Origin of the sequence: Streptomyces albus subsp. albus (assembly GCF_000719865.1) — a bacterium.
GTDB classification, from domain to species: Bacteria; Actinomycetota; Actinomycetes; order Streptomycetales; family Streptomycetaceae; genus Streptomyces; species Streptomyces albus_E.
In genome coordinates, this window is sequence record NZ_JOID01000013.1 from 23,063 (window position 1) to 44,229 (window position 21,167).

Here is a 21,167-nt window from a genome sequence, read left to right on the forward strand (position 1 = left end):
CCCGACGCACCGTCAGCATGACCGGCACGGGCGGCACCAGCAGCCCGTCGGCGCCGGCGGTCCCGACCGCCTTGAACCTTTCCGACGAAGTGGAGACCTCATGACCATGACGCCGCTATCCGCACGGTCGCGCCGTGCCGTGGCCATACCGGCGGGCATGGCCCTGGCCGCCGCACTCGCCGTGCTGCCCGGGTCGGCCAGCGCCGCCCCGGCCGACGGTGCGGAGACCACCGCGCGGACCGCCGCCGAGGGCGAGTCCCTCAGCTACGTCGTCAACGTCCGCCCGGGGAAGGGCGCGACCGCGAAGGCCGGCAAGGCGATCGCCCGGGCGGGCGGCAAGATCGTCCAGGCGTACGACAAGATCGGCGTGATCGTCGTGCACTCCTCGGACCCCGCCTTCGCGGAGAAGATCCGCGGCGTGAAGGGCGTCCAGTCGGCCGGTGCCACCCGCACCGCGCCGCTGCCCTCGGCCGCCACCACCGACGTGGGCGCCCCGCAGGAGCTGACGCCGAGCCAGATGAAGGCCGCGGAGGCCAAGGCCGAGGAGGACGAGGATCCGCTGCAGCCCCTGCAGTGGGACCTGCCCGCCATCAAGGCGGACCGGGCCCACGAGGTCTCCCTCGGCAGCGACAAGGTCACCGTCGCGGTGATCGACACCGGCGTGGACGACACCCACCCGGACCTGGCGCCCAACTTCGACCGCGAGGCCTCCGTCAACTGCGTGGCCGGCAAGCCCGACACCAGCGACGGCGCCTGGCGCCCGACCGAGGGCGAGAGCCCGCACGGGACGCACGTCGCCGGGGAGATCGCCGCCGCGAAGAACGGCGTCGGCGTGACCGGTGTCGCCCCCGGCGTCAAGGTCTCCGGCATCAAGGTGTCGACCGTGGACGGCTGGTTCTACACGGAGGCCGTGGTCTGCGGCTTCATGTGGGCGGCCGAACACGGCGTCGAGGTGACCAACAACAGCTACTACGTCGACCCGTGGATGTTCAACTGCACGGACGACCCGGACCAGAAGGCGCTGGTGGAGGCCCTCACCCGGGCCACCCGCTACGCGGAGCGCAAGGGCGCGGTCAACGTCGCCGCGGCCGGCAACTCCAACTTCGACCTGGCGTCCGACTCCATCATCGACAATTCCAGCCCGAACGACTCCACCCCGGTGGAGCGCGACGTCGACCCGAGCGTGTGCCCGGACATCCCGACCCAGCTCCCCGGCGTGGTCACCGTCTCCTCGACCGGGGCCAAGGGCCTCAAGTCCTCGTTCTCCAACTACGGAAAGGGAGTCATCGACATCGCGGCCCCGGGCGGTGACAGCACCGCCTACCAGCCGCCGGAGGCCCCGGCGACCAGCGGGCTGATCCTCGGCCCGCTGCCGGGCGGCCGCTACGGCTACATGGCCGGCACCTCCATGGCCTCCCCGCACGCCGCGGGTGTCGCCGCACTGATCAAGAGCACGCACCCGTGGGCGCCGCCGGCGGTGGTCAAGGCCCTGCTCAAGGCCCAGGCGGACCGGAAGTCCTGCACCGACCCGTACGACATCAACGGCGACGGCGAGGCCGACGCGGTCTGCGAGGGCGGCCGGTACGGCAACGGCTTCTACGGAGCCGGGCTCACCGACGCGCTGGACGCGGTGAAGCGCTGACCCCCTGAGGGGAGTTGAGCGACGGAGGGCCGGGCGGTGATGACCGCCCGGCCCTCCGGCCGTTCCCTCCCGCGCAGCTCCGCGGCTATTCGGCCGGCACGGCGCCCGGCGCGGCAGCCGCGGGCCCCGGGGCGGAGACGGCCACGGGCGCCGGCTGCCAGCCGGGCCCGCGCAGCACCCGGCCGGCGCGTTCGCGCCAGCTCCGGGCCGCGCGGAGGTCCCGGGCGATGGCCGCGTACTCGTGGGTGGCGACCCGCAGCGGGTTGTAAGTGCTGATGTTCTTGGTCAGCCCGTAGACGGGCCTCTCCACCTCGGCCGCGAAGGAGCCGAACAGCCGGTCCCAGACGATGAGGATGCCCCCGAAGTTCCGGTCCAGATAGCTGCCCTGCGAGGCGTGGTGCACCCGGTGGTGCGAGGGGGTGTTGAGGACGAACTCCAGCGGCCGGGGCAGCTTGCCGATCCGCTCGGTGTGGATCCAGAACTGGTAGACGAGGCTGACGGAGGAGAGGAAGGCCAGCACGGCCGGGTGCACACCGCAGGCGATCATCGGCAGGTAGAACGGCCACGAGGTGAGGCTCGTCCAGGGCTGGCGCAGCGCCGTGGAGAGGTTGAACTTCTGGCTGGAGTGGTGCACCACATGGCAGGCCCACAGGATCCGGATCACGTGGTGGCCGCGGTGGGACCAGTAGTAGAAGAAGTCCTGGACGACCACCAGGAGCAGCACCGTCCACCACACGGTGGGCACCCGCAGCGGCGTCAGCTCGTAGACGGCGGTGTAGATCGCGACAATCGGGATCTTCCACAGCAGATCGAACACCAGGCTGCCGAGGCCCATACCGATGCTGGTGGCGGCGTCCTTGGTCTCGTAGCCGGCGGCGTCCTCGTCGGGGTGCAGCCGGTAGCTCACCGCCTCGACGACGGTGAGCAGCACGAAGGCGGGTATCGACCACAGCACGACGTCGGGAAGGTTTGGCATGCACGCACGATAGGACTCGCCGCGCCGCGCCGCCAGGGGTAGTTACCGAGCAGTATTCCCGGCTGTCCCGGATCCCTTCCCCGGGCCCCTTCCCGGCCGGGCGGCCGGACGCCGGGAGGCGGGGGCCGGATCCCCGCCGGCCGGCCCGACGGCCCGGCGCGGTCCGACGCCGCGTCAGCGACGGGCCGGCCGCCGCGAACGTCCCCTCCCCGGCAGCCGGTTGACGTGAGCCGAGGGCCCGGACCCGTCCGGACGACCGGTGCCGGTCCGGCCGCGGGCGCGGGGCGCGCGGGCGATGTCGGCGGTGCCCCGTATTCTCAGTGACCATGCTCGAAGACCGCACGGCAGCCCCGCCCCTCATCGGGCGGCAGTCCGTCCCGACGCCCCCGACCGCCTGGCCCCCGGCGTATCCGCGGGGCTATGCCGTGGTCGACGTCGAGACCACCGGTCTCGCCCGGGACGACCGCATCGTGTCGGCCGCCGTCTACCGGCTCGACGCGCGGGGCGAGGTGGAGGACCACTGGTACACCCTGGTCAATCCGGAGCGCGACCCCGGGCCGGTGTGGATACACGGCCTGACGAGCGACGTCCTCGAAGGCGCCCCGCTCTTCCCGGAGATCGCCCGGGAGCTCGCCGCGCGGCTCGACGGCCGGGTGCTCGTCGCGCACAACGCCATGTTCGACTGGTCGATGCTGGCCCGGGAGTACGCCCGCGCGGGCAGCACGGCCCCGGTGCGGCAGCGGCTGTGCACCATCGCGCTCGCCAAGGAGCTGCGGCTGCCGCTGCCGAACCACAAGCTGGAGTCGCTCGCCGCGCACTACGGCGTCGAACAGCGCCGGGCCCACCACGCCCTGGACGACGCCCGGGTGCTCGCCGAGGCCTTCCGGCCCAGTCTGCACCTGGCGGCCGGCAGCGGGCTGGCCCTGCCGCTGCACACCTGCCGGCCGCTCACCGAGTGGCACGACAGCCCCTCCCCCTCCTCGGGGACGCGCAGCTCGTACCGTGCGGCGAGCTGGCGGCCCAGCCGCAAGCGCCCGCCCTGCCCCCATCCGAACCCGGGCCGGTACGAGCCGGGCAAGCCTCTCGTCCAGGGGATGCGGGTCGCCTTCTCCGGCGACACCTCCGTGGACCGCGAGCTGCTGGAGGACCGCGCCACCGAGGCCGGCCTGCATGTCGCCACGAGCGTGTCCCGGCTCACCAGCCTGCTGGTGACCAACGATCCGGACTCGGCCACGTCCAAGACCGTCAAGGCGCGGGCCGCCGGCACCCCCGTGGTCGACGAGGCCGCGTTCATGCAGTTGCTGGGCGATGTCGCCCCGGCAGCGGACACCGCCCCGCAATCAGGTGAATGAGGCGCGACGCGCCCGCCGCACGCCCCCCGTCCGCCACCCCGCGCCCGCAGTCTGTGGCGCATGGCCAGATGCGAGGTATGCGGAAACGACTACGGCATGAGTTTCGAAGTGCACGCGCAGGGCGATGTGCACGTCTTCGACTGTTTCTCCTGCGCCATCCACCGCATGGCGCCGATCTGCGAGCACTGCGACTCCCGGATCATCGGCCAGGGCACGGAGGCGGACGGGCACTTCTACTGCGGTGCCCACTGCGCCCGCGCCGAGGGGAAGGTGGGCCTCGTCGACCACGTCTGACCACCTCCACCGGCCCTCACCGGCCACCTGGCGTCCCGCACCCCGCGACCGAGTTGTACGGTCGTGGGGTGTACCGCTTCCTGTTGACCCGGCAGTGGGTGATCCTCACCCTCGTGGCACTGCTCCTCATCCCCGTGATGGTCGAGCTGGGATTCTGGCAGCTCCACCGCCATGAGAACCGGGTCGCGCACAACCGGCTGATCGAGCGCAACCTCGAAGCCCGTCCCGTGCCCGTGACCGAGCTGACCTCGCCGGGCCATGTGGTGCCGAAGGACGACTACTGGCGGAGCGTGACGGCCACCGGCACCTTCGACACCCGGAACGAGGCCGTGATCCGCCGGCGGACCGCCCCGGACGGCGACCGCATCGGCTACTTCGTGCTCACCCCGCTGCTCCTCGGCGACGGCCGCGCCGTCCTCGTCAACCGCGGCTGGATCCGGGCCGGCGCGGACCAGGCCGCGTTCCCGGAGATCCCCGCCCCGCCCGCCGGGAAGGTCACCGTCACCGGCCGCCTCATGGGCGACGAGACCACCGAGGCCAGCGGCATCAAGGACAAGCAGGGGCTGCCGGACCGGCAGTTCATGCTGATCAACAGCGTCCAGCAGGCCGAGCGGCTGGACCGCGAGGTGCTCGGCGGCTACATCGAGCTGGTGAAGCCCGCCGCCGGCAGCCCGCAGCCCGTGGCCGAACCCGACCACGACGGCATCGGCGTGAACATGGCCTACGCCGTGCAGTGGTGGATCTTCGCCGCCGGCGTCCCGGTCGGCTGGGTGATCCTCCTCCGCCGCGAGCTCGCCGACCGGCGCCGCGCGGACGGGAGCGCCGGGGACGGCGGCACCGGGGACGGCAGCGCCGGTGACGAGGAGAGCGGCCGGCCCGTACCCGTCCCGTCCTGACCCGCGGGCCCACGCGTCCGCGCGCCCGGCCCGGGTAGGCAGGAGGCAGGCCACGGGCGGCGGGAGCCCGGGCACCACCGGGGAAGGGACGACGTGCCGGGACTGATCGAGGACTACGCGCTCATCGGCGATCTGCAGACGGCCGCCCTCGTGGGCCGCGACGGCTCCATCGACTGGCTCTGCCTGCCCCGCTTCGACTCGGGCGCCTGCTTCGCCGCGCTGCTGGGCGGCGAGGAGAACGGCCACTGGCGGCTGGCCCCCCGCTCCGCCGCCCCCGGGGCCGTCTGCGCCCGCCGCTCGTACCGCGGGGACACCCTGGTGCTGGACACCGTCTGGGAGACCCCGGAGGGCAGTGTCCGGGTCACCGACTTCATGCCGCAGCGCGACCGCGCCCCCGACCTCGTGCGGATCGTCGAGGGCCTGTCCGGCCGGGTGGCGATGGCGGGCGAGATCCGGCCGCGCTTCGACTACGGCAGCATCGTCCCGTGGGAGCGCCGCGCCGACGGCCACCACATCGCCGTGGCGGGACCGGACTCGGTCTGGCTGCGTGGCGAGAAGGCCGTCTGGACCCGCGGCGAGGACGGCCGCACCCGCGCGGACTTCACCGTCGCCGCGGGCGAGCGGGTGGCCTCCGTGCTCACCTGGCACCCCTCGCACGAGGAGGTGCCGCGCGCCATCGACCCGTACGAGTCGCTGGCCCACGCGCTGCACGACTGGGAGGCGTGGTCCGCGCGGTGCACCTACCAAGGGCCCTGGCGGGAGGCCGTGCTGCGGTCGCTGATCACGCTCAAGGCCCTCACCTACGCCCCGACGGGCGGCATAGTGGCCGCGGCCACCACCTCGCTCCCCGAGGAGATCGGCGGCGTCCGCAACTGGGACTACCGCTACTGCTGGCTGCGGGACGCCGCCCTCACCCTCAACGCGCTGGTCGCCGGCGGCTATCTCACCGAGGCCTCCGCCTGGCGGGACTGGCTGCTGCGCGCCGTCGCCGGCTCCCCCGGGGACCTCCAGATCATGTACGGGATCGCGGGCGAACGGCGGCTGACGGAGTTCGAGGCGCCCTGGCTGGGGGGCTACGAGGGCTCGGCCCCGGTCCGGATCGGCAACGCCGCCGTGGAGCAGCACCAGCTCGACGTCTACGGTCAGGTCCTGGACTCCCTCCACCTCGCCCGGCTCAGCGGACTGGCCCCGGAGGAGAACAGCTGGAACCTCCAGCGGGCGCTGATGGACTTCCTGGAGGGCCACTGGCGCGAGCCGGACGAAGGGCTCTGGGAGGTGCGCGGGCCGCGCCGCCACTTCGTCCACTCCAAGGTCATGGCCTGGGTGGCCGCGGACCGCGCGATCCGCACCGCGGAGGCCCACCCGGGTCTGCGGGCCGACACCGGCCGCTGGCGGGCGATGCGGGAGACCGTGCACCGCGAGGTGTGCGAGAAGGGCTACGACACGGAGCGCAACACCTTCACCCAGTACTACGGCTCACGAGGGCTGGACGCGGCCACCCTCCTCATCCCCTCGGTGGGCTTCCTGCCGCCCTCCGACCCGCGCGTGCGGGGCACCGTGGACGCCGTCCGCCGCGAACTGGGACACGGCGGGCTCATCCGCCGCTACGACCCGGGGTACGGGGAGGACGGCCTGCCCGGCGGCGAGGGCGCCTTCCTCGTCTGCTCCTTCTGGCTGGCCGACGCGCTGCTGGCCACCGGCCGCCGCGCCGAGGCCCGGGAACTGTTCGAGCGGCTGCTGGGCCTCCGCAACGACGTGGGGCTGCTGGCCGAGCAGTGGGATCCGGTCGCCGGCCGCCAACTGGGCAACTACCCGCAGGCGTTCAGCCATGTGGGCCTGGTCAACACGGCCCGTGCGCTGGCTTCGGAGGAGGGTACGAGACCATGGGGCCATGGATCTTGGACTGAATGACCGTGTGTACGTCGTCACCGGCGGCTCCCGTGGCCTCGGCCTGGCCGCCGCCCGCGAGCTGGTCGCCGACGGCGCGAGGGTCGTGCTCGCCTCGCGCGATGGGCAGAGCGTCGCCGCCGCGGCGGACGGGCTGGGCCCGAACGCGATCGGCATCGCCGCCGACAACGCCGACCCCGCCACCCCCGGCCGGCTCATCGGCGCCGCCCGGGAGCACTTCGGGCGCCTCGACGGCGTGCTGGTCAGCGTCGGGGGCCCGCCGCCCGGCTCCGGCGCGGACAACACCGACGAGCAGTGGCGGTCCGCCTTCGAGTCCGTCTTCCTGGGCGCCGTCCGGATGGCCCGCGCGGCCGCGGGCGAACTGGCCGAGGGCGGCGTCATCGGCTTCGTGCTCTCCGGCTCCGTCCACGAGCCGATCCCCGGGCTGGCGATCTCCAACGGGCTCCGCCCGGGGCTGGCCGGCTTCGCCAAGTCGCTCTCCGTGGAGCTCGGTCCGCGCGGCATCCGCGTCGTCGGGCTGCTGCCGGCCCGCATCGACACCGACCGGGTCCGCGAGCTGGACGCGCTCTCCGGCGACGCGGCGGCGGCCCGCGCCCGCAACTCGGCCGCGATCCCGCTCGGCCGCTACGGCACCCCGGAGGAGTTCGGCCGGACCGCGGCCTTCTTCCTCTCCCCCGCCGCCTCGTACCTCACCGGGGTGATGCTCCCGGTGGACGGCGGCTTCCGGCACGGCTTCTGAGCCGGGCGGCCCGGCTTCCCGGGGCGGGTGAGGGGCCGCCCCGGGAAGCAGGGTGCCGGTCAGTCGGAGAGGCCCGCCAGATCGCGGAGGCGGCGGCTCTGGGACGCGCGCTCGGCGGCCCGCTGCTCGTCGAGGGTGCGGCCGGCCGCGCCCTTCAGCAGCGCCTTGGTCTCGATCACCGCGTCGCGCGGCGCCGCCAGGATCGCCGCCGCCAGATCGCGGGCCGCGGCGTCGAGCTCGGCGGCCGGCACCACGAGGTTGGCGAGGCCCGTGCGCTCGGCCTCGGCGGCCTGTACGAAGCGGCCGGTGACGCAGATCTCCAGCGCGCGGGCGTAGCCGACGAGGGCGACCAGCGGGTGGGTGCCGGTGAGGTCCGGCACGATGCCGAGGCTGGTCTCGCGCATCGCGAACTGGACGTCGTCGGCGCAGACCCGCAGATCACAGGCGAGGGCGAGCTGGAAGCCGGCTCCGATGGCGTGCCCCTGCACGGCGGCGACGGTGATGATGTCGTTCCGCCGGAGCCAGGTGAAGCCCTCCTGGAACTCGGCGATGGCGGACTCGCCGCCGTCCTCCCGGGCCGCCAGCTGCATCACCGAGGGCTCGCCGTCGAAGCCTTCGGGGGTGAAGGCGCGCCGGTCGAGGCCCGCGGAGAAAGACTGGCCCTCGGCCCGCACCACGACGACCCTGACGGTCCCCGGGAGGAGCCGCCCGGACTCGGCCAGGGCACGCCACAGGGCGAAGGTCTGGGCGTTGCGTTTGGCGGGGTTGGCCAGGGTCACCGTGGCGACGGAGCCGTCGTCGTCAAGGGTGAGCCGTACGCCGTCCCGGTCCAGCAGGGTCATGGGTGCCTCCGGAATGGGCCGCAGTGGATCAGCGCCGGTCGGGCGGCGGGACCGTGGCGGTACCGGTCCGCTCCCGGGCAACTGTATTACTGCACAGTAACCACCCGGGCGGCCGTGGGACCGACCGGGTGGTCACCACCCGTTCCATCGGGGCGCACCGCCCTTGCGGACGGGACGGACGTCAGGCCGAGGCGGCCTTCTTGCCGCGCGTGGCGCCGCCGCGGCCCCGCAGGGTCACCCCTGACTCGCTGAGCATCCGGTGGACGAATCCGTAGGAACGGCCGGTCTCCTCGGCCAGCGCCCGGATGCTCGCACCGGAGTCGTACTTCTTCTTCAGGTCAGCCGCGAGCTTTTCGCGCGCGGAGCCGGTTACCCGGCTGCCCTTCTTCAGAGTCTCGGCCACCCGTGCCTCCTCATGGGAAGTGCGCCTCTGGACTTCTCATGATCACCCCTATCCGCCGTCCTGGCCACCCATTCGACAAGGTCCGTACGGCCTCCTTGACCCTTGTATGGCGCACGGAAAGGCCCGGAATCCGGAAATCCGAATTCCGTTTCCGCCCGTCGCATTCCGCAATTCCCCGGGAAGGGCCAGGTCAGATGTGGTGGGCCGGCCGACGGGCCGGGCATGGCACAGCGCGGGCGCGAGGGCCCGGGGGCGCACCGGGGTACGACCCGGACTCACTCAGATGATGGATCACGCATGGGCCGAATGATCCAGCCGGAGCGGATCAAGCGGTGGGGTCGCCCCCGGTGACGGGGCGGGTCCCCGGGGCGGGCCGGGGGTCAGGCCAGGGCGACGAGATCCGCGTAGTCCTCGCCCCACAGGTCCTCCACGCCGTCCGGCAGCAGGATGATCCGCTCCGGCTGGAGGGCGTCCACGGCGCCCTCGTCGTGCGTCACCAGGACCACCGCGCCCGTGAAGGTGCGCAGCGCGCCGAGGATCTCCTCGCGGCTGGCCGGGTCGAGGTTGTTCGTCGGCTCGTCGAGCAGCAGCACATTGGCCGAGGAGACCACGAGGGTGGCCAGCGCCAGCCGGGTCTTCTCCCCGCCGGAGAGCACCCGCGCGGGCTTGTCCACGTCGTCGCCGGAGAAGAGGAACGAGCCGAGGGTCTTGCGGACCGCGACGAGATCGAGGTCCGGGGCGGCGGAGCGCATGTTCTCCAGGACCGTGCGGTCCGGGTCGAGGGTCTCGTGCTCCTGCGCGTAATAGCCGAGCTTGAGGCCGTGGCCCGGGGTCACCGCGCCGGTGTCGGGCTTCTCCACGCCCGCGAGCAGCCGCAGCAGCGTGGTCTTGCCCGCGCCGTTGAGACCGAGAATGACGACCCGGGAGCCCTTGTCGATGGCCAGGTCGACATCCGTGAAGATCTCCAGGGAGCCGTAGGACTTCGACAGGCCCTCGGCGGTGAGCGGGGTCCTGCCGCACGGCGCCGGGTCGGGGAAGCGCAGCTTGGCGACCTTGTCGGAGGCCCGCTGCTCCTCCAGTCCGGCGAGCAGCTTCTCCGCGCGCCGGGCCATGTTCTGGGCGGCGACGGTCTTGGTGGCCTTGGCCCGCATCTTGTCGGCCTGGCTGTTGAGTGCGGCGGCCTTCTTCTCGGCGTTCGCCCGCTCCCGCTTGCGGCGCCGCTCGTCGGCCTCGCGCTGGGCCTGGTACTGCTTCCAGCCCATGTTGTAGACGTCGATGCGGGAGCGGTTGGCGTCCAGGTAGAAGACCTTGTTGACGACCGTCTCGACGAGCTGGACGTCGTGGGAGATGACCACGAAACCGCCGCTGTAGGTCTTGAGGTAGTCCCGCAGCCAGACGATGGAGTCGGCGTCGAGGTGGTTCGTCGGCTCGTCGAGCAGCAGGATGTCGGAGTCCGAGAAGAGGATTCGGGCCAGCTCGACCCGGCGGCGCTGGCCGCCGGAGAGGGTGTGCAGCGGCTGTCCGAGGACGCGGTCGGGCAGTCCCAGGCTGGCGGCGATGGTGGCGGCCTCGGCCTCGGCGGCGTAACCGCCCTTGGTGAGGAACTCGGTCTCCAGGCGCTCGTACTTCCGCATCGCCTTGTCGCGGGTGGCGCCCTGGCCGGTGGACATCCGCTGCTCGTTCTCGCGCATCTTGCGGATGACGGCGTCCAGGCCGCGGGCGGAGAGGACGCGGTCGCGGGCGAGCACGTCCAGATCCCCGGTGCGCGGGTCCTGCGGCAGGTAGCCGACCTCGCCGGAGCGGGTGACGGTGCCTGCGGCGGGGATGCCCTCGCCGGCGAGGACCTTGGTCAGGGTGGTCTTGCCGGCGCCGTTCCGGCCGACGAGGCCGATGCGGTCGCCCTTCGCGATGCGGAAGGAGGCGGACTCGATGAGAAGACGGGCTCCGGCGCGCAGCTCAAGGCCGGTGGCGGTGATCACGGGAATACTCCAGGCGGAACGGACGGACGTCGGGCGGTCGGATCGACGGGCGGATCCAGGCGTATCCGGGGGTCCGGGCTGGTGCCGGACGGATCGCGGATCTCTCAGGGCCGCGTCACGGCGCGGGCGCGACGCCGTCTAATGAGCGAGGAGAATTGCCATACGGGCCAGTCTAACCGTGCGGCGCAAGCCGGTTTCCCGGGTGGTTCGCGGGCCGCGGCCCGGCGCCCGGCGGGCCCTGCCGAGGCGGGGCGGGGAGACTGGTGGCGGGGATCCGGATCCCGTGAGGAGTGACCGAGATGACGCACAGCCCGGGTCGAGCGGACCGTGCCGGTGGCCGTGGCGGCGGCGGAAGCGGCGGTGGCGGCGGTGGCGGCGCCGGGGACAGTGCCCACCCGAGCGTCTGCCCGACCCTGCGCTACGAGGACGCGCACGCCGCCCTGCGCCAGCTCACCGGGGCCTTCGGCTTCACCGAGGTCGCAGTGTACGAGGACGAGGGGACCGGCGCCGTCGTCCACGCCGAACTGTCGTACGGCAACGGCGTGGTGATGCTCGGCAGCAGGGCGGAGAAGGGCGCGCTCACCGACGCCCCGCCGGGCGGCGGCCCGGTCGGGGTCTACGTACGCGTGGCCGACGTGGACGCCCACCACCGCCGCGCCGTGGCCCACGGCGCGGAGATCCTCGCGGCCCCGGCCGACGAGCCCTACGGCGCGCGGACGTACACGGCCCGGGACGCCGAGGGCAACGTCTGGAGCTTCGGCGACTACGTCCCCAGCACGATGCCCCCGGCCTGAGGACCCCCGGGGGCTACGCGCCGCCCGTGTGGACCTGGAAGGCCGCCCGGCGGACGGCCTTGGCCAGGGCCGGGTCCGGGTGGGCCGCGGCCAGGGCGACCAGGACCTGGACCGTGCGCGGATGGCCGACCGAGCGCACTTCCCTGAGCAGGGCGGGCACCGTGTCCTGCACCGCGGACTCCAGGTGGTGCACCAGCAGCTGGCCCTCGCCGTGGTCGGCCACCGCGGCGGCGGTGTCGACCCAGAGCCAGGTCGCCTCCTCGCGGGTGAGCACGTCCGGGGAGTCCTCGGGGTCGCCGCCCTCCTGTTCGGCCAGCCACAGCAGCGCGTAGGGACGCAGATACGGCTCGCCGGTCACCGCCCGTACTGCCGGTTCGGCGGGGGCGCCGACGACGCGCAGCGCCTCGAAGGCGAGGCCGCGCAGCAGGGCGTCCTCGCCGCGGGCCGCCTCCAGCAGTTCCTCGACGGCGCTGCCGACGGGACGGGCCGCGAGCCAGGCGCGGTACTCCGCCCGGGCCGGGCCGGGGGTGAGGCCGGCGCAGCCGCGGAGCATGTCGGCGGCGGGCTGCTCGATGTTGCCGGCGGGGCTCTGCGCCGCCACGCAGATCTGTTCGAGCTTGACCCAGACCGCCCAGTTGCCGAGCGGGGTCAGCGTGGCCTGGCCGTCCTCCCGGGTCAGCGCTCCGACGGACACCAGGCCCTCCAGCGCCCAGTCCAGCAGGGGCGCGGGCGGCGGGCCGCCCGCGGGGCCGTCCCCGGCCGGTCTCTCCCCGGTCCCCTCCCCCGGGCCGGTGGCCGGAGTCCCGTTGCCGGAGTAGGGCACCTCGCAGCGTTCCGTGCGGAGCTCGGCGACCCGCTGTTCGAGGATGTCCCCGAGCGTGCCGAGGGGCACGAATCCGGCCGACAGCTGGAGTACGGAGAGCAACTGCGGTACGGCCTCCACGACTTCGGCCACGACGGTGGGCGCGAAGGCGGACGGGGCGGGGTGGGCTATCGACCAGGCGTCGAGCAGGGCGACCCAGCCGCGCAGCGCGGCGGTGTCGTCGCGGTCCCAGGCGTGGAGGCGCCAGCCGGGGCGGGCCACGTCGCCGTGGAACTCGACGAGTCCGGCGAGCCGTGCGCGGTCCCAGTCGGAACGGACCTGGTGCGGTGTCAGCCCGAGTGCGCCGGCGGCCCTTTCGGCGGCCTCGCCGGAGAGCGCTCCGGTGCCGCCGGGCCCGAGCCGGGCGCCGCGGCCGCGCTCGGCGTCGGCCCAGCGGGCGATCCGTACCGCTCCGGCGAGGATCTCCCGCGCGTGCCGCGCCAGTTCGGCGGGGGCGGGCGTGCCCGCGGGAGGACGGGGGGCCGTGGCCCCCCAGGCCGGGGGGCCCTGCCGTTTGCGACGGGTCGTCACCGCTCGCCGGGCGGCGGCGGTGGGTCGGTTCGGGACAAGATGAAGCCGGGAGTCGCGCGGAGTACGGGACGTCACCGCAGCAGTGTCGCGGGTGACGGCCCGAAAACCCAATCGGAGGGTACGGCACCCATGACACAGCGGGTTCGCGGCGGGCGCGGCGGGGTCCCCGGAACGGTCCGCGGTCCCGCCGCGGCCGGGGCTCGGGGTATGCGGGCGCGGCGGGCCCCCCGCCCGGGCGGGGGCGGGCGCGGGACGGCCGGGCGCCTCCGGGCGCGGGGCGGCTACAGCAAGGAGGTCAGGAAGCGGCGCAGGGCCTCCTCGTAGCCGGCCGGGTCGGCGTTCCACATCGCGGCGTGCGGGGCCTGCGGGACCGGATGGAGGGTGACGAGGTCGGGGCGGCGGTCGGCGAGGAGCTGTGAGCGGTCCCAGGGGGCCAGCCGGTCGTCCGGACCGTGCAGGATCAGCGTCGGCACGGACACCCGGGACGGCGCCGACGCCTCCGCGAGGCTCTCCGCGCCCAGCCCCGCCCGGCCCTCCGCGGCCCGTACCGCCAGCGGCAGCAGCGCCCTCGGGGTGCCGTGGGCGGCGGCGAGGGCGCGGACCGTGGAGTGCCAGTCGAGCACGGGTGAGTCGAGCACCAGGCCGCTGATCCGGTCCCGCAGTGCCGAGTTGGCCACGGTGTGCACGGCCATGCTGCCGCCCGTGGACCAGCCGTGCAGGACGACCCGCTCGGCGCCCCGGTGCACGGCGAAGCGGACGGCGGCGTCCAGGTCCCGCCATTCCGTGTCGCCGAGGTGGCCGGTGCCGTCCGGGTCGGGGGGCGCGCCCGGGTCGCCGCGGTGGGCGAGATCGAGCACGGGGACGCCGAGCCGGGACAGGAACGGCATGACGACCATGGGATGTTCCCGGGTGGTGCCGAGGCCGTGCACGGTGATGACCCAGGTCGAGCGGGTGCCGGGCACCAGCCAGGCGGGCAGCGGGCCCAGTTCGCCGGGGACCTCCACGTCCTCGTACTCCAGGCCGTGCGCCTCACCCGGGTTGCCGGTGTGGACCTGCGGGGTGAAGCGCACCTTGGCCCCGCGCCGGAGGCTGCCGCGCGCCACCCGCTCCAGGCGGCGGACCACCGAGTCGGGCGGGCAGTCGGCGTCCTCGTCCACGTCGCCGATGACGGCGTGGACGCCGCCGCCGGTCAGTCCGTAGGTGCCGGGCCGCAGGGAGGCCAGGCTGCGGGTGAGGGTCACCGTGTCCGCGGTGGTGGCGTGGACGGTGAGCCGGGGGTCGCTCGGCAGCGGCCGGGTCGGGGACAGGGCCGTGTCGCCGGCGTACCGCCCGGCGGCCACCGCGGCCGTACCGGCGCCGAGAACGGTTGTGGCGGCGAGGGCCGCCGCTGTACGAGGTCGCATCGGTCCCAGTGTGCTCGGGATACGGCCGGGCGGCCAGTGCCGGCCTGCCCGGAGGGTGATCCGGGGCGGGAGGAGGCGTCGGTTGTACGGGGGCGGACAGGCCCGGGCCGCGCTGACACCCCGGGGGCCCCGAGCGTCCCGGGCACGGGCGCGCGGAGGCGGCCGGGATGACGGGGGTGCCGGGGACCGTCAGGGGCGCGGGCCGTAGCCGCGGAGCTTTCCGGCGGCCTCGGCCAGGTCGGCCTCGGAGAGCAGCGTGGGGCTGAGGCCGGGCACGGACCGGGCGGTGAGCCAGACGCGGCACATCCACTCCAGTTGCGCTGTCCGGTCGTACGCCTGGTCGAGCGTGGCGCCGTAGGTGAGGGTGCCGTGGTTCCGCAGCAGGCATCCGGTGCGGTCGCGGAGCGCGGCCAGGGTGTGACGGGCCAGCTCCTCGCTGCCGTAGAGCGCGTACGGGGCGACGCGAACGGGGCCGCCGAGCGCCGCGGTCATGTAGTGGACCGGGGGGAGCTCGGTGACGAGCGTGGAGACGGCCGTGGCGTGCACGGCGTGGGTGTGCACGATCGCCCGGGCGCCGGTGGCCCGGTAGACCGCCAGGTGCATCGGCAGTTCGCTGGTGGGGCGCAGCTCGCCGAGCAGGCGCTGCCCGTCGAGGCCCACGCCGACCGCGTCCGCGGGGCCGAGCCGGTGGTACGGCACACCGCTGGGCGTGACGAGGACGGTGTCGCCGACGCGTACCGAGACATTGCCGGAGGTGCCGACGACCAGCCCCTCGTCGGTGGTGCGCCGGGCCGTGGCCACCAGTTCGGCCCAGGCGCCGGCGAGTTCCCGCGGGAGCGGTTCCGTCACTGCCCTCACCTCCGGGGGCGATCCTGGCAGAGACGGGGCGCCGGGCGCAGCGCGGCGGCGGGGAACGGCCGGGCGGGCGTCTCCGGCCGCTCGGGACAAGTGATCACTCTCCGTGCCGGCCGGCCCGGTCGCGGCCGTAACGGAAGTCCCCCTTCCACCGCTCCCACCGGTCCCGTTGTTCACCTTCGAGCCGGTGTGTCTTCAGTCACCAGACATCCAAGGGCGGACTTTCTGCCCGGTATGCCGCCCTTATGCGGAGAATTGAACCCTGTCGCCTGTCCCGGATGACGGTCCGCAAACGCACCTGGAAGCCCACTCCAATTCACCTTCCGTTCACCGAGCGTCCCTACCGTCGCTGTGTAACTGGCCCCCGAACGATTGCCTGGGTGAATGGAACACATCACGCTTCTCATCGGGATCGTGATCATCACGGCCTTGGTGTTCGACTTCACGAACGGCTTCCACGACACCGCCAACGCGATGGCCACGACCATCTCCACCGGGGCGCTCAAGCCCAAGACAGCGGTGGCGATGTCGGCGGTCCTCAATCTCGTCGGCGCCTTCCTGTCCGTGGAGGTCGCCAAGACCATCTCCGGCGGCATCGTCGACGAGAGCGGTATCCGTCCAGAAGTGATCTTCGCCGGCCTGGTCGGCGCGATCATGTGGAATCTGCTGACCTGGCTGGTGGGCCTCCCCTCCAGCTCGTCGCACGCTCTGTACGGCGGACTGATCGGCGCCACCCTGTTCTCCGCGGGCATCGGGGCCATCCACCTCGATGTGGTCCTGTCGAAGGTCCTGCTGCCGGCTCTGGCCGCGCCGATCGTCGCGGGCCTCGCGGCGATGGCCGCCACCCGGCTCACCTACCGGCTGGCCCGCGACCGCGACGAGCGGGACACCGCGAAGGGCTACCGCTCCGGGCAGATCGCCTCGGCGGCCCTGGTCTCGCTCGCCCACGGCACCAACGACGCCCAGAAGACCATGGGTGTGATGACCCTCGCGCTGATCACCGGTGGCGTGCTCGCGCCCAACGCCGGTCCGCCGTTCTGGGTCATCACCTCGGCCGGTGTCGCCATCGCCCTCGGCACGTACCTCGGCGGCTGGCGCATCATCCGCACCATGGGCAAGGGCCTGACCGACATCCAGCCGCCGCAGGGCTTCGCCGCCCAGACCGGCGCCGCGACCGTCATCCTCGCCTCCTCCCACCTGGGCTTCGGCCTCTCCACCACGCAGGTCTCCTCCGGCGCGATCATGGGCTCCGGCCTGGGCCGCAAGGGCGGTGTGGTGCGCTGGTCGACGGCGACCCGCATGTTCGTCGCCTGGGGCCTGACGCTGCCGGCGGCCGGTCTCGTCGCCGGGCTGGCGGCCCTGCTGGCCGGGCGGGGCACCTGGGGCGTCGCCGCGGTGGCCGTGTTCGCCGTCGCGGGCGGCGGCTGGATCTGGCTGAAGTCGCGCCACGAGAAGGTCGACCACAGCAATGTGAACGACGTCCCGGCCGAGGGCGCCGACCCGGAGCACGAGGACATCATCGCCGACGTCGTCGCGTCCCTCTCCCCGCCGCCGACCGACTCCGCGCTGGAGGCGGCCGCCCACGAGGGCGAGGCCGGTTCCCCGCAGGCCCGGTCCACGGCCTCCAAGACCACCGTCGCCTGACGGCTCAGGTAAGGAAAGAAACCGGATGAACATCGACTGGGCAGCACTCGGCCAGGTCTCCGTGGTCAGCCTCGTGGCGACCGTCGCCATCGTCGGCGTCTTCACCCTGGGCATCGTCGGCACCGCCGCCAAGCGGCACCCGCAGGCGGGCGGTGCGGAGGGCGCCACGGTCGCCGAGGCGCCGACCGCCCTGGCGCGCACCCTCGCCGTGGTCTGCTTCGCGCTCTCCGCGGCGGTCGTGGCGTACGGGATCTATCTGATCGTCGCCTGACGTCCGTGCCGGCCGGCCCACCGGGCCCGCCGGCACGGGCCGGCATTCCCCCGGTACTCCGTGGACAGGGCCCGCCGCCCGGACAGCACGCGTCACGCGCTGTCCGGGCGGCGGGCTCCGTGCTGTGCCCGGCGGGTGGCGTCGGGCGCGCCCCGGCCGACCCTCTCCTCCACCGCCTGCCGCGCCGCAGTCCCGCCGTCCCGCCGGCTCTCCCCTTCCGGCGCTCCCGCCCCGTACGCCTCCTGACGCCGCTGCCCCCCCCGTTCCCGTGCCGGGTGGTGTCCGCGCGGCGCCGGGGCCGGTGTGGGACTCGGCACACTGATCCCCCGCAGGTCAAGGGCGAGTTGACGGGCGTTCCCGGGCGTGGTGGACTGCCGGGGCCAAACGGCGGCAGGAGAGGAAGCCGGTGCGAATCCGGCGCGGTCCCGCCACTGTCACCGGGGAGCGCACCCCACCGATGTCACGGCCCGTTCCGACGGGCGGGAAGACCGGGGCCCGCGCCGATCCGGGAGCCAGGAGACTCTCACCGCCGGTCACGTCGAACCAGGGCGCGGACCCTGAGTGAGGACTTCACGCATGCCCGGCTCCCGCCGCAGTACGTCCTGCCACCGAACGCCCCGAGGCCGGGTGGCCCGCGGGCAGGCGCCCCTCTCTCCGCTGCCGGCGGCCCCGCCGCCCCCGTCGTACCCCCGAGGCGTGACGGCGGTCTGAGCCGATGCGTGCCGCAGACGCCGCCGGGCCCCCCGTGCCCCGGATTTCCGCCCGCCCGCGCTCCGCGGACGCCGTCCTCGCCGCCGGTACCGCGCTCGGGTTCCTCGGCGACCTCCTGTTCGCCGATCCCCGGCGCGGCCATCCCGTGGCGGCGTTCGGACGGGCCGCGACGGCCGCCGAGCAGCTGCTGTGGCGCGACCACCGGGGCGCCGGGGCCCTGTACACCGCCCTGTGCGCCGGCGGCACGGTGGCCGCGGCCGCCGGGCTCTCCCGCGCCGTACGCCGCTCCCCCGCCGCGTCCGGCGCCCTGACGGCCGCCGTCACCTGGACCGTGCTGGGCGGCACCTCGCTCGGCCGGGAGGCGCGCGCCATCGGCGCCGCCCTGGAGGCCGGGGATCTGGCACGGGCGCGGGAACGGCTGCCGGGGCTGTGCGGGCGGGACCCGCAGTCGCTGGACGCGCAGCAGATCGCCCGCGCGGTCGTGGAGTCCGTCGCGGAGAACACCTCCGACGCGGTCGTCGGGGCGCTGGTGTGGGGCGCCGTCGCCGGGGTGCCCGGGCTGGCCGGGTTCCGCGCGGTCAACACCCTCGACGCGATGGCCGGCCACAAGTCGCCGCGGCTGCGCCGCTTCGGCTGGGCCCCGGCCCGGTTGGACGATGTGGCGGGCTTCCCGGGCTCGCGGCTCACCGCCGCGCTGGCGGTGCTCGCCGGACCGGACCCGCGGGGCGCCCTGCGGGTGCTGCGCTCCGACGCCCGGAGCCATCCGAGCCCCAACGCCGGCCCCGTGGAGGCGGCGTTCGCGGGTGCGCTCGGCGTACGGCTGGGCGGGACGCTGGCGTACGGCGGCCGGGTCGAGCACCGGCCCGTGCTGGGCGCCGGCAACCGCCCGGTGGAACCGCGCGACATCGAGCGCGCGGTACGGCTCTCGCGCCGGGTGAACGCGCTGGCGCTGGTGGTGTGCGCCGGGGGGCGGCTGCTGTCCGGGGCGCTCCGCGGCGGGCGGCGGTCTGCCGGTACCGCCGGTGCCCTGGGGGCGGCCGGTGTCGTGGGTACGGCCGGTGTCGTGGGGGCGGCTGCCGGTTCGGCCCATTCGGCCCGGAACGCGGCGCCTCCGACGGGCGGCCCGCCGGCACCGCACGGCACGCGTGCCCCGGTGACCCCGCGCCCGCCGCGCTCCGGGCGTGCCCGGCGCACCGCGACAGCCGTATCGCGACGGTCCGTCGCCCCGCGCGGCGCGGGGCCGGCGAGCGGGCGGCCGGGGGCCGCCGGAGAGGAGCGGGGATGACCGGCACCGGCGGAGGCACCGCTGCCCGGCCCGGCGGAGACTCCGCCCGGCCCGGCGGCGGCCTGCTGGTCGCGGGGACCACCTCCGACGCGGGCAAGAGCGTCGTCACCGCCGGCATCTGCCGGTGGCTGGCCCGCAAGGGCGTCTCCGTGGCCCCGTTCAAGGCGCAGAACATGTCGCTGAACTCCTTCGTGACGCCCGAGGGGGCCGAGATCGGCCGCGCGCAGGCCATGCAGGCGCAGGCGGCGCGGGTGGAACCGTCGGCGCTGATGAACCCCGTGCTGCTCAAGCCCGGCGGCGACCGCAGCAGCCAGGTCGTGGTGCTCGGCAAGCCCACCGGCGAACTGAGCGCCCGGGGCTACTTCGCGGCCGGCCAGGGCCCCGGGTCCGGCCCCGGCTCCGCCCCGGGCGCGAACCGCCGGGAGGCGCTGCTGCCCGTCGTCCTCGACTGCTACGAGCAACTGCGCGCCCGGTACGACGCGGTGATCTGCGAGGGCGCGGGCAGCCCGGCGGAGATCAATCTGCGCCGCCACGACATCGTCAACATGGGGCTGGCGCGGGCGGCCGGGCTGCCGGCCGTGGTGGTCGGCGACATCGACCGGGGCGGGGTGTTCGCGTCCTTCTTCGGCACCACCGCCCTGCTGAGCCGCGCGGACCAGGCGCTGGTCGCGGGCTATGTGGTGAACAAGTTCCGCGGCGACGCCTCGCTGCTGGAGCCCGGTCTGGACATGCTGCGCGGGCTCACCGGGCGGCGGGTGCTGGGCGTCCTGCCGTACGCGCACGGCCTGGGCATCGACGAGGAGGACGGCCTGCGGCTCTCGCTGCGCGGCGCGGTGCGCGAGTCCGCCGCCGGGCCGCCGCACGGCGAGGAGGTGCTGCGGGTCGCCGTGGTGGCCGTGCCGCTGATGTCGAACTTCACGGACGTCGACGCGCTGGCCGCCGAGCCGGGCGTGCTGGTGCGCTTCGCCGACCGGCCGGAGGAGCTGGCCGACGCCGACCTCGTCGTCCTCCCGGGCACCCGCGGCACCGTGCGGGCGCTGGCCTGGCTCCGCGAACGGGGGCTCGCGGAGGCCGTGGCCCGCCGGGCCGCGGAGGGCCGGCCGGTGCTCGGCGTCTGCGGCGGCTACCAGATGCTCGGCGAGCGGATCGAGGACGAGGTCGAGTCGCGGGCCGGGACGGTCGACGGGCTGGGCCTGCTGCCGCTGCGGGTGCGCTTCGCGGTGGAGAAGACCCTGGCCCGGCCGGCGGGTGAGGCCCTGGGCGAGCCGGTGGCGGGCTACGAGATCCACCACGGGGTGGCCGATGTGGCCGACGCCGCCGAGCCGTTCATGACGGACGGCCGGGGCCGGGCACTGGACGGCTGCCGCGCGGGCTCCGTGTGGGGCACGCACTGGCACGGCTCGCTGGAGAGCGACGCCTTCCGGCGGGCCTTCCTGCGCCGGATCGCGCGGGACACCGGGCGCCGCTTCGTCCCGGCGCCGGACACCGCGTTCGGGGAGCTGCGCGAGGAGCAGCTCGACCGGCTGGGGGACCTGATCGAGGAGCACGCCGACACCGGGGCGCTGCTGCGGCTGATCGAGGAGGGGGCGCCGCCGGACCTGCCGTTCGTACCGCCGGGCGCGCCGTGAGCGCGACGGTCCGGGACGCCGGGCGTGCCGTGCGCACCGCCGGGCGTTCCGCCGCCGGCGCGTGGCCCGGCGCGCCGTCCCGCCGAGTACCGCCCCGGCCGTCCGGGCCGCGGCGGCGGACATCTGACCGATTCCCGAGGGTTCCACCGGAG

General features: G+C 74.6%; 17 protein-coding genes, 1 pseudogene and 1 riboswitch. Of the genes and pseudogenes, 11 read left to right on the plus strand and 7 right to left on the minus strand.

Annotated features, from left to right (window positions below; translation table 11 throughout):
- Nucleotides 1–106 precede the first annotated feature (106 nt).
- Nucleotides 107–1,642, plus strand: a complete 1,536-nt coding sequence (locus IF83_RS0114455; RefSeq protein ID WP_030544567.1) for a S8 family peptidase — start codon at nt 107–109, stop codon at nt 1,640–1,642.
- 85 nt (nt 1,643–1,727) lie between these two features.
- Here the strand turns inward: IF83_RS0114455 and IF83_RS0114460 are convergent, their stop codons facing one another.
- Entirely contained in the window at nt 1,728–2,618 is an 891-nt protein-coding gene (locus tag IF83_RS0114460; protein ID WP_030544568.1) for a sterol desaturase family protein, read from the minus strand.
- A 326-nt stretch (nt 2,619–2,944) separates the two neighbouring features.
- On the opposite strand from IF83_RS0114460, the gene IF83_RS0114465 reads away from it, so the two are divergent.
- From IF83_RS0114465 to IF83_RS0114485, 5 genes are all read left to right on the plus strand, one after another.
- Nucleotides 2,945–3,970, plus strand: coding sequence for a DEDDh family exonuclease (locus IF83_RS0114465; RefSeq protein WP_030544569.1), 1,026 nt, complete (start codon nt 2,945–2,947; stop codon nt 3,968–3,970).
- A gap of 60 nt (nt 3,971–4,030) precedes the next feature.
- Complete coding sequence (locus IF83_RS0114470) at nt 4,031–4,264, plus strand: hypothetical protein (RefSeq protein ID WP_078650077.1); 234 nt, start codon at nt 4,031–4,033, stop codon at nt 4,262–4,264.
- 68 nt (nt 4,265–4,332) lie between these two features.
- Nucleotides 4,333–5,160 carry an SURF1 family cytochrome oxidase biogenesis protein gene (locus IF83_RS0114475; protein WP_030544571.1) on the plus strand — a complete coding sequence of 276 codons (828 nt, stop codon included), beginning with the start codon at nt 4,333–4,335 and terminating at the stop codon, nt 5,158–5,160.
- A 93-nt stretch (nt 5,161–5,253) separates the two neighbouring features.
- Nucleotides 5,254–7,071: a glycoside hydrolase family 15 protein gene (locus IF83_RS0114480; protein ID WP_037680016.1), complete on the plus strand. Its 1,818-nt coding sequence runs from the start codon at nt 5,254–5,256 to the stop codon at nt 7,069–7,071.
- Nucleotides 7,052–7,807 (plus strand): SDR family oxidoreductase, encoded by a 756-nt coding sequence (locus IF83_RS0114485; protein WP_030544675.1) that lies wholly within the window; start codon nt 7,052–7,054, stop codon nt 7,805–7,807. Before IF83_RS0114480 ends, IF83_RS0114485 begins: the two co-directional genes overlap by 20 nt.
- A gap of 59 nt (nt 7,808–7,866) precedes the next feature.
- Here the strand turns inward: IF83_RS0114485 and IF83_RS0114490 are convergent, their stop codons facing one another.
- From IF83_RS0114490 to abc-f, 3 genes are all read right to left on the minus strand, one after another.
- Nucleotides 7,867–8,649 (minus strand): enoyl-CoA hydratase/isomerase family protein, encoded by a 783-nt coding sequence (locus tag IF83_RS0114490; protein ID WP_030544573.1) that lies wholly within the window; start codon nt 8,647–8,649, stop codon nt 7,867–7,869.
- Nucleotides 8,650–8,830: 181 nt separating this feature from the next.
- Nucleotides 8,831–9,052: a helix-turn-helix domain-containing protein gene (locus IF83_RS0114495; protein ID WP_030544574.1), complete on the minus strand. Its 222-nt coding sequence runs from the start codon at nt 9,050–9,052 to the stop codon at nt 8,831–8,833.
- A gap of 380 nt (nt 9,053–9,432) precedes the next feature.
- Nucleotides 9,433–11,031 carry a ribosomal protection-like ABC-F family protein gene (abc-f, locus tag IF83_RS0114500; RefSeq protein ID WP_030544575.1) on the minus strand — a complete coding sequence of 533 codons (1,599 nt, stop codon included), beginning with the start codon at nt 11,029–11,031 and terminating at the stop codon, nt 9,433–9,435.
- 299 nt (nt 11,032–11,330) lie between these two features.
- Here abc-f and IF83_RS0114505 point away from each other — a divergent pair, with 299 nt between their 5' ends.
- Complete coding sequence (locus tag IF83_RS0114505) at nt 11,331–11,825, plus strand: VOC family protein (protein WP_078843480.1); 495 nt, start codon at nt 11,331–11,333, stop codon at nt 11,823–11,825.
- Between the two features lie 13 nt (nt 11,826–11,838).
- Here IF83_RS0114505 and IF83_RS33725 read toward each other — a convergent pair whose 3' ends face one another.
- The 3 genes from IF83_RS33725 to IF83_RS0114520 all read right to left on the minus strand — a co-directional run bounded on the left by IF83_RS33725 (nt 11,839) and on the right by IF83_RS0114520 (nt 15,470).
- On the minus strand, nt 11,839–13,293 hold the full coding sequence (locus tag IF83_RS33725; protein WP_030544577.1) for a hypothetical protein: 1,455 nt from the start codon (nt 13,291–13,293) through the stop codon (nt 11,839–11,841).
- A gap of 206 nt (nt 13,294–13,499) precedes the next feature.
- Complete coding sequence (locus IF83_RS0114515) at nt 13,500–14,621, minus strand: alpha/beta hydrolase (protein ID WP_030544578.1); 1,122 nt, start codon at nt 14,619–14,621, stop codon at nt 13,500–13,502.
- A 189-nt stretch (nt 14,622–14,810) separates the two neighbouring features.
- Entirely contained in the window at nt 14,811–15,470 is a 660-nt protein-coding gene (locus IF83_RS0114520; RefSeq protein WP_030544579.1) for a class II aldolase/adducin family protein, read from the minus strand.
- Between the two features lie 390 nt (nt 15,471–15,860).
- On the opposite strand from IF83_RS0114520, the gene IF83_RS0114525 reads away from it, so the two are divergent.
- From IF83_RS0114525 to IF83_RS0114540, 4 genes and pseudogenes are all read left to right on the plus strand, one after another.
- Nucleotides 15,861–17,120, plus strand: coding sequence for an inorganic phosphate transporter (locus tag IF83_RS0114525; RefSeq protein WP_030544580.1), 1,260 nt, complete (start codon nt 15,861–15,863; stop codon nt 17,118–17,120).
- Nucleotides 17,121–17,145: 25 nt separating this feature from the next.
- Nucleotides 17,146–17,391, plus strand: a complete 246-nt coding sequence (locus IF83_RS0114530) for a hypothetical protein (protein ID WP_030544581.1) — start codon at nt 17,146–17,148, stop codon at nt 17,389–17,391.
- Nucleotides 17,392–17,788: 397 nt separating this feature from the next.
- A riboswitch (cobalamin riboswitch) is annotated at nt 17,789–17,913 on the plus strand.
- A gap of 193 nt (nt 17,914–18,106) precedes the next feature.
- Nucleotides 18,107–19,126, plus strand: a pseudogene (locus IF83_RS0114535) (cobalamin biosynthesis protein); the annotation flags it as partial.
- Between the two features lie 257 nt (nt 19,127–19,383).
- The gene (locus IF83_RS0114540) at nt 19,384–21,015 is read left to right on the plus strand and encodes a cobyric acid synthase (RefSeq protein WP_051722773.1); all 1,632 of its coding nucleotides are present in this window, start codon (nt 19,384–19,386) and stop codon (nt 21,013–21,015) included.
- Nucleotides 21,016–21,167: the final 152 nt, after the last annotated feature.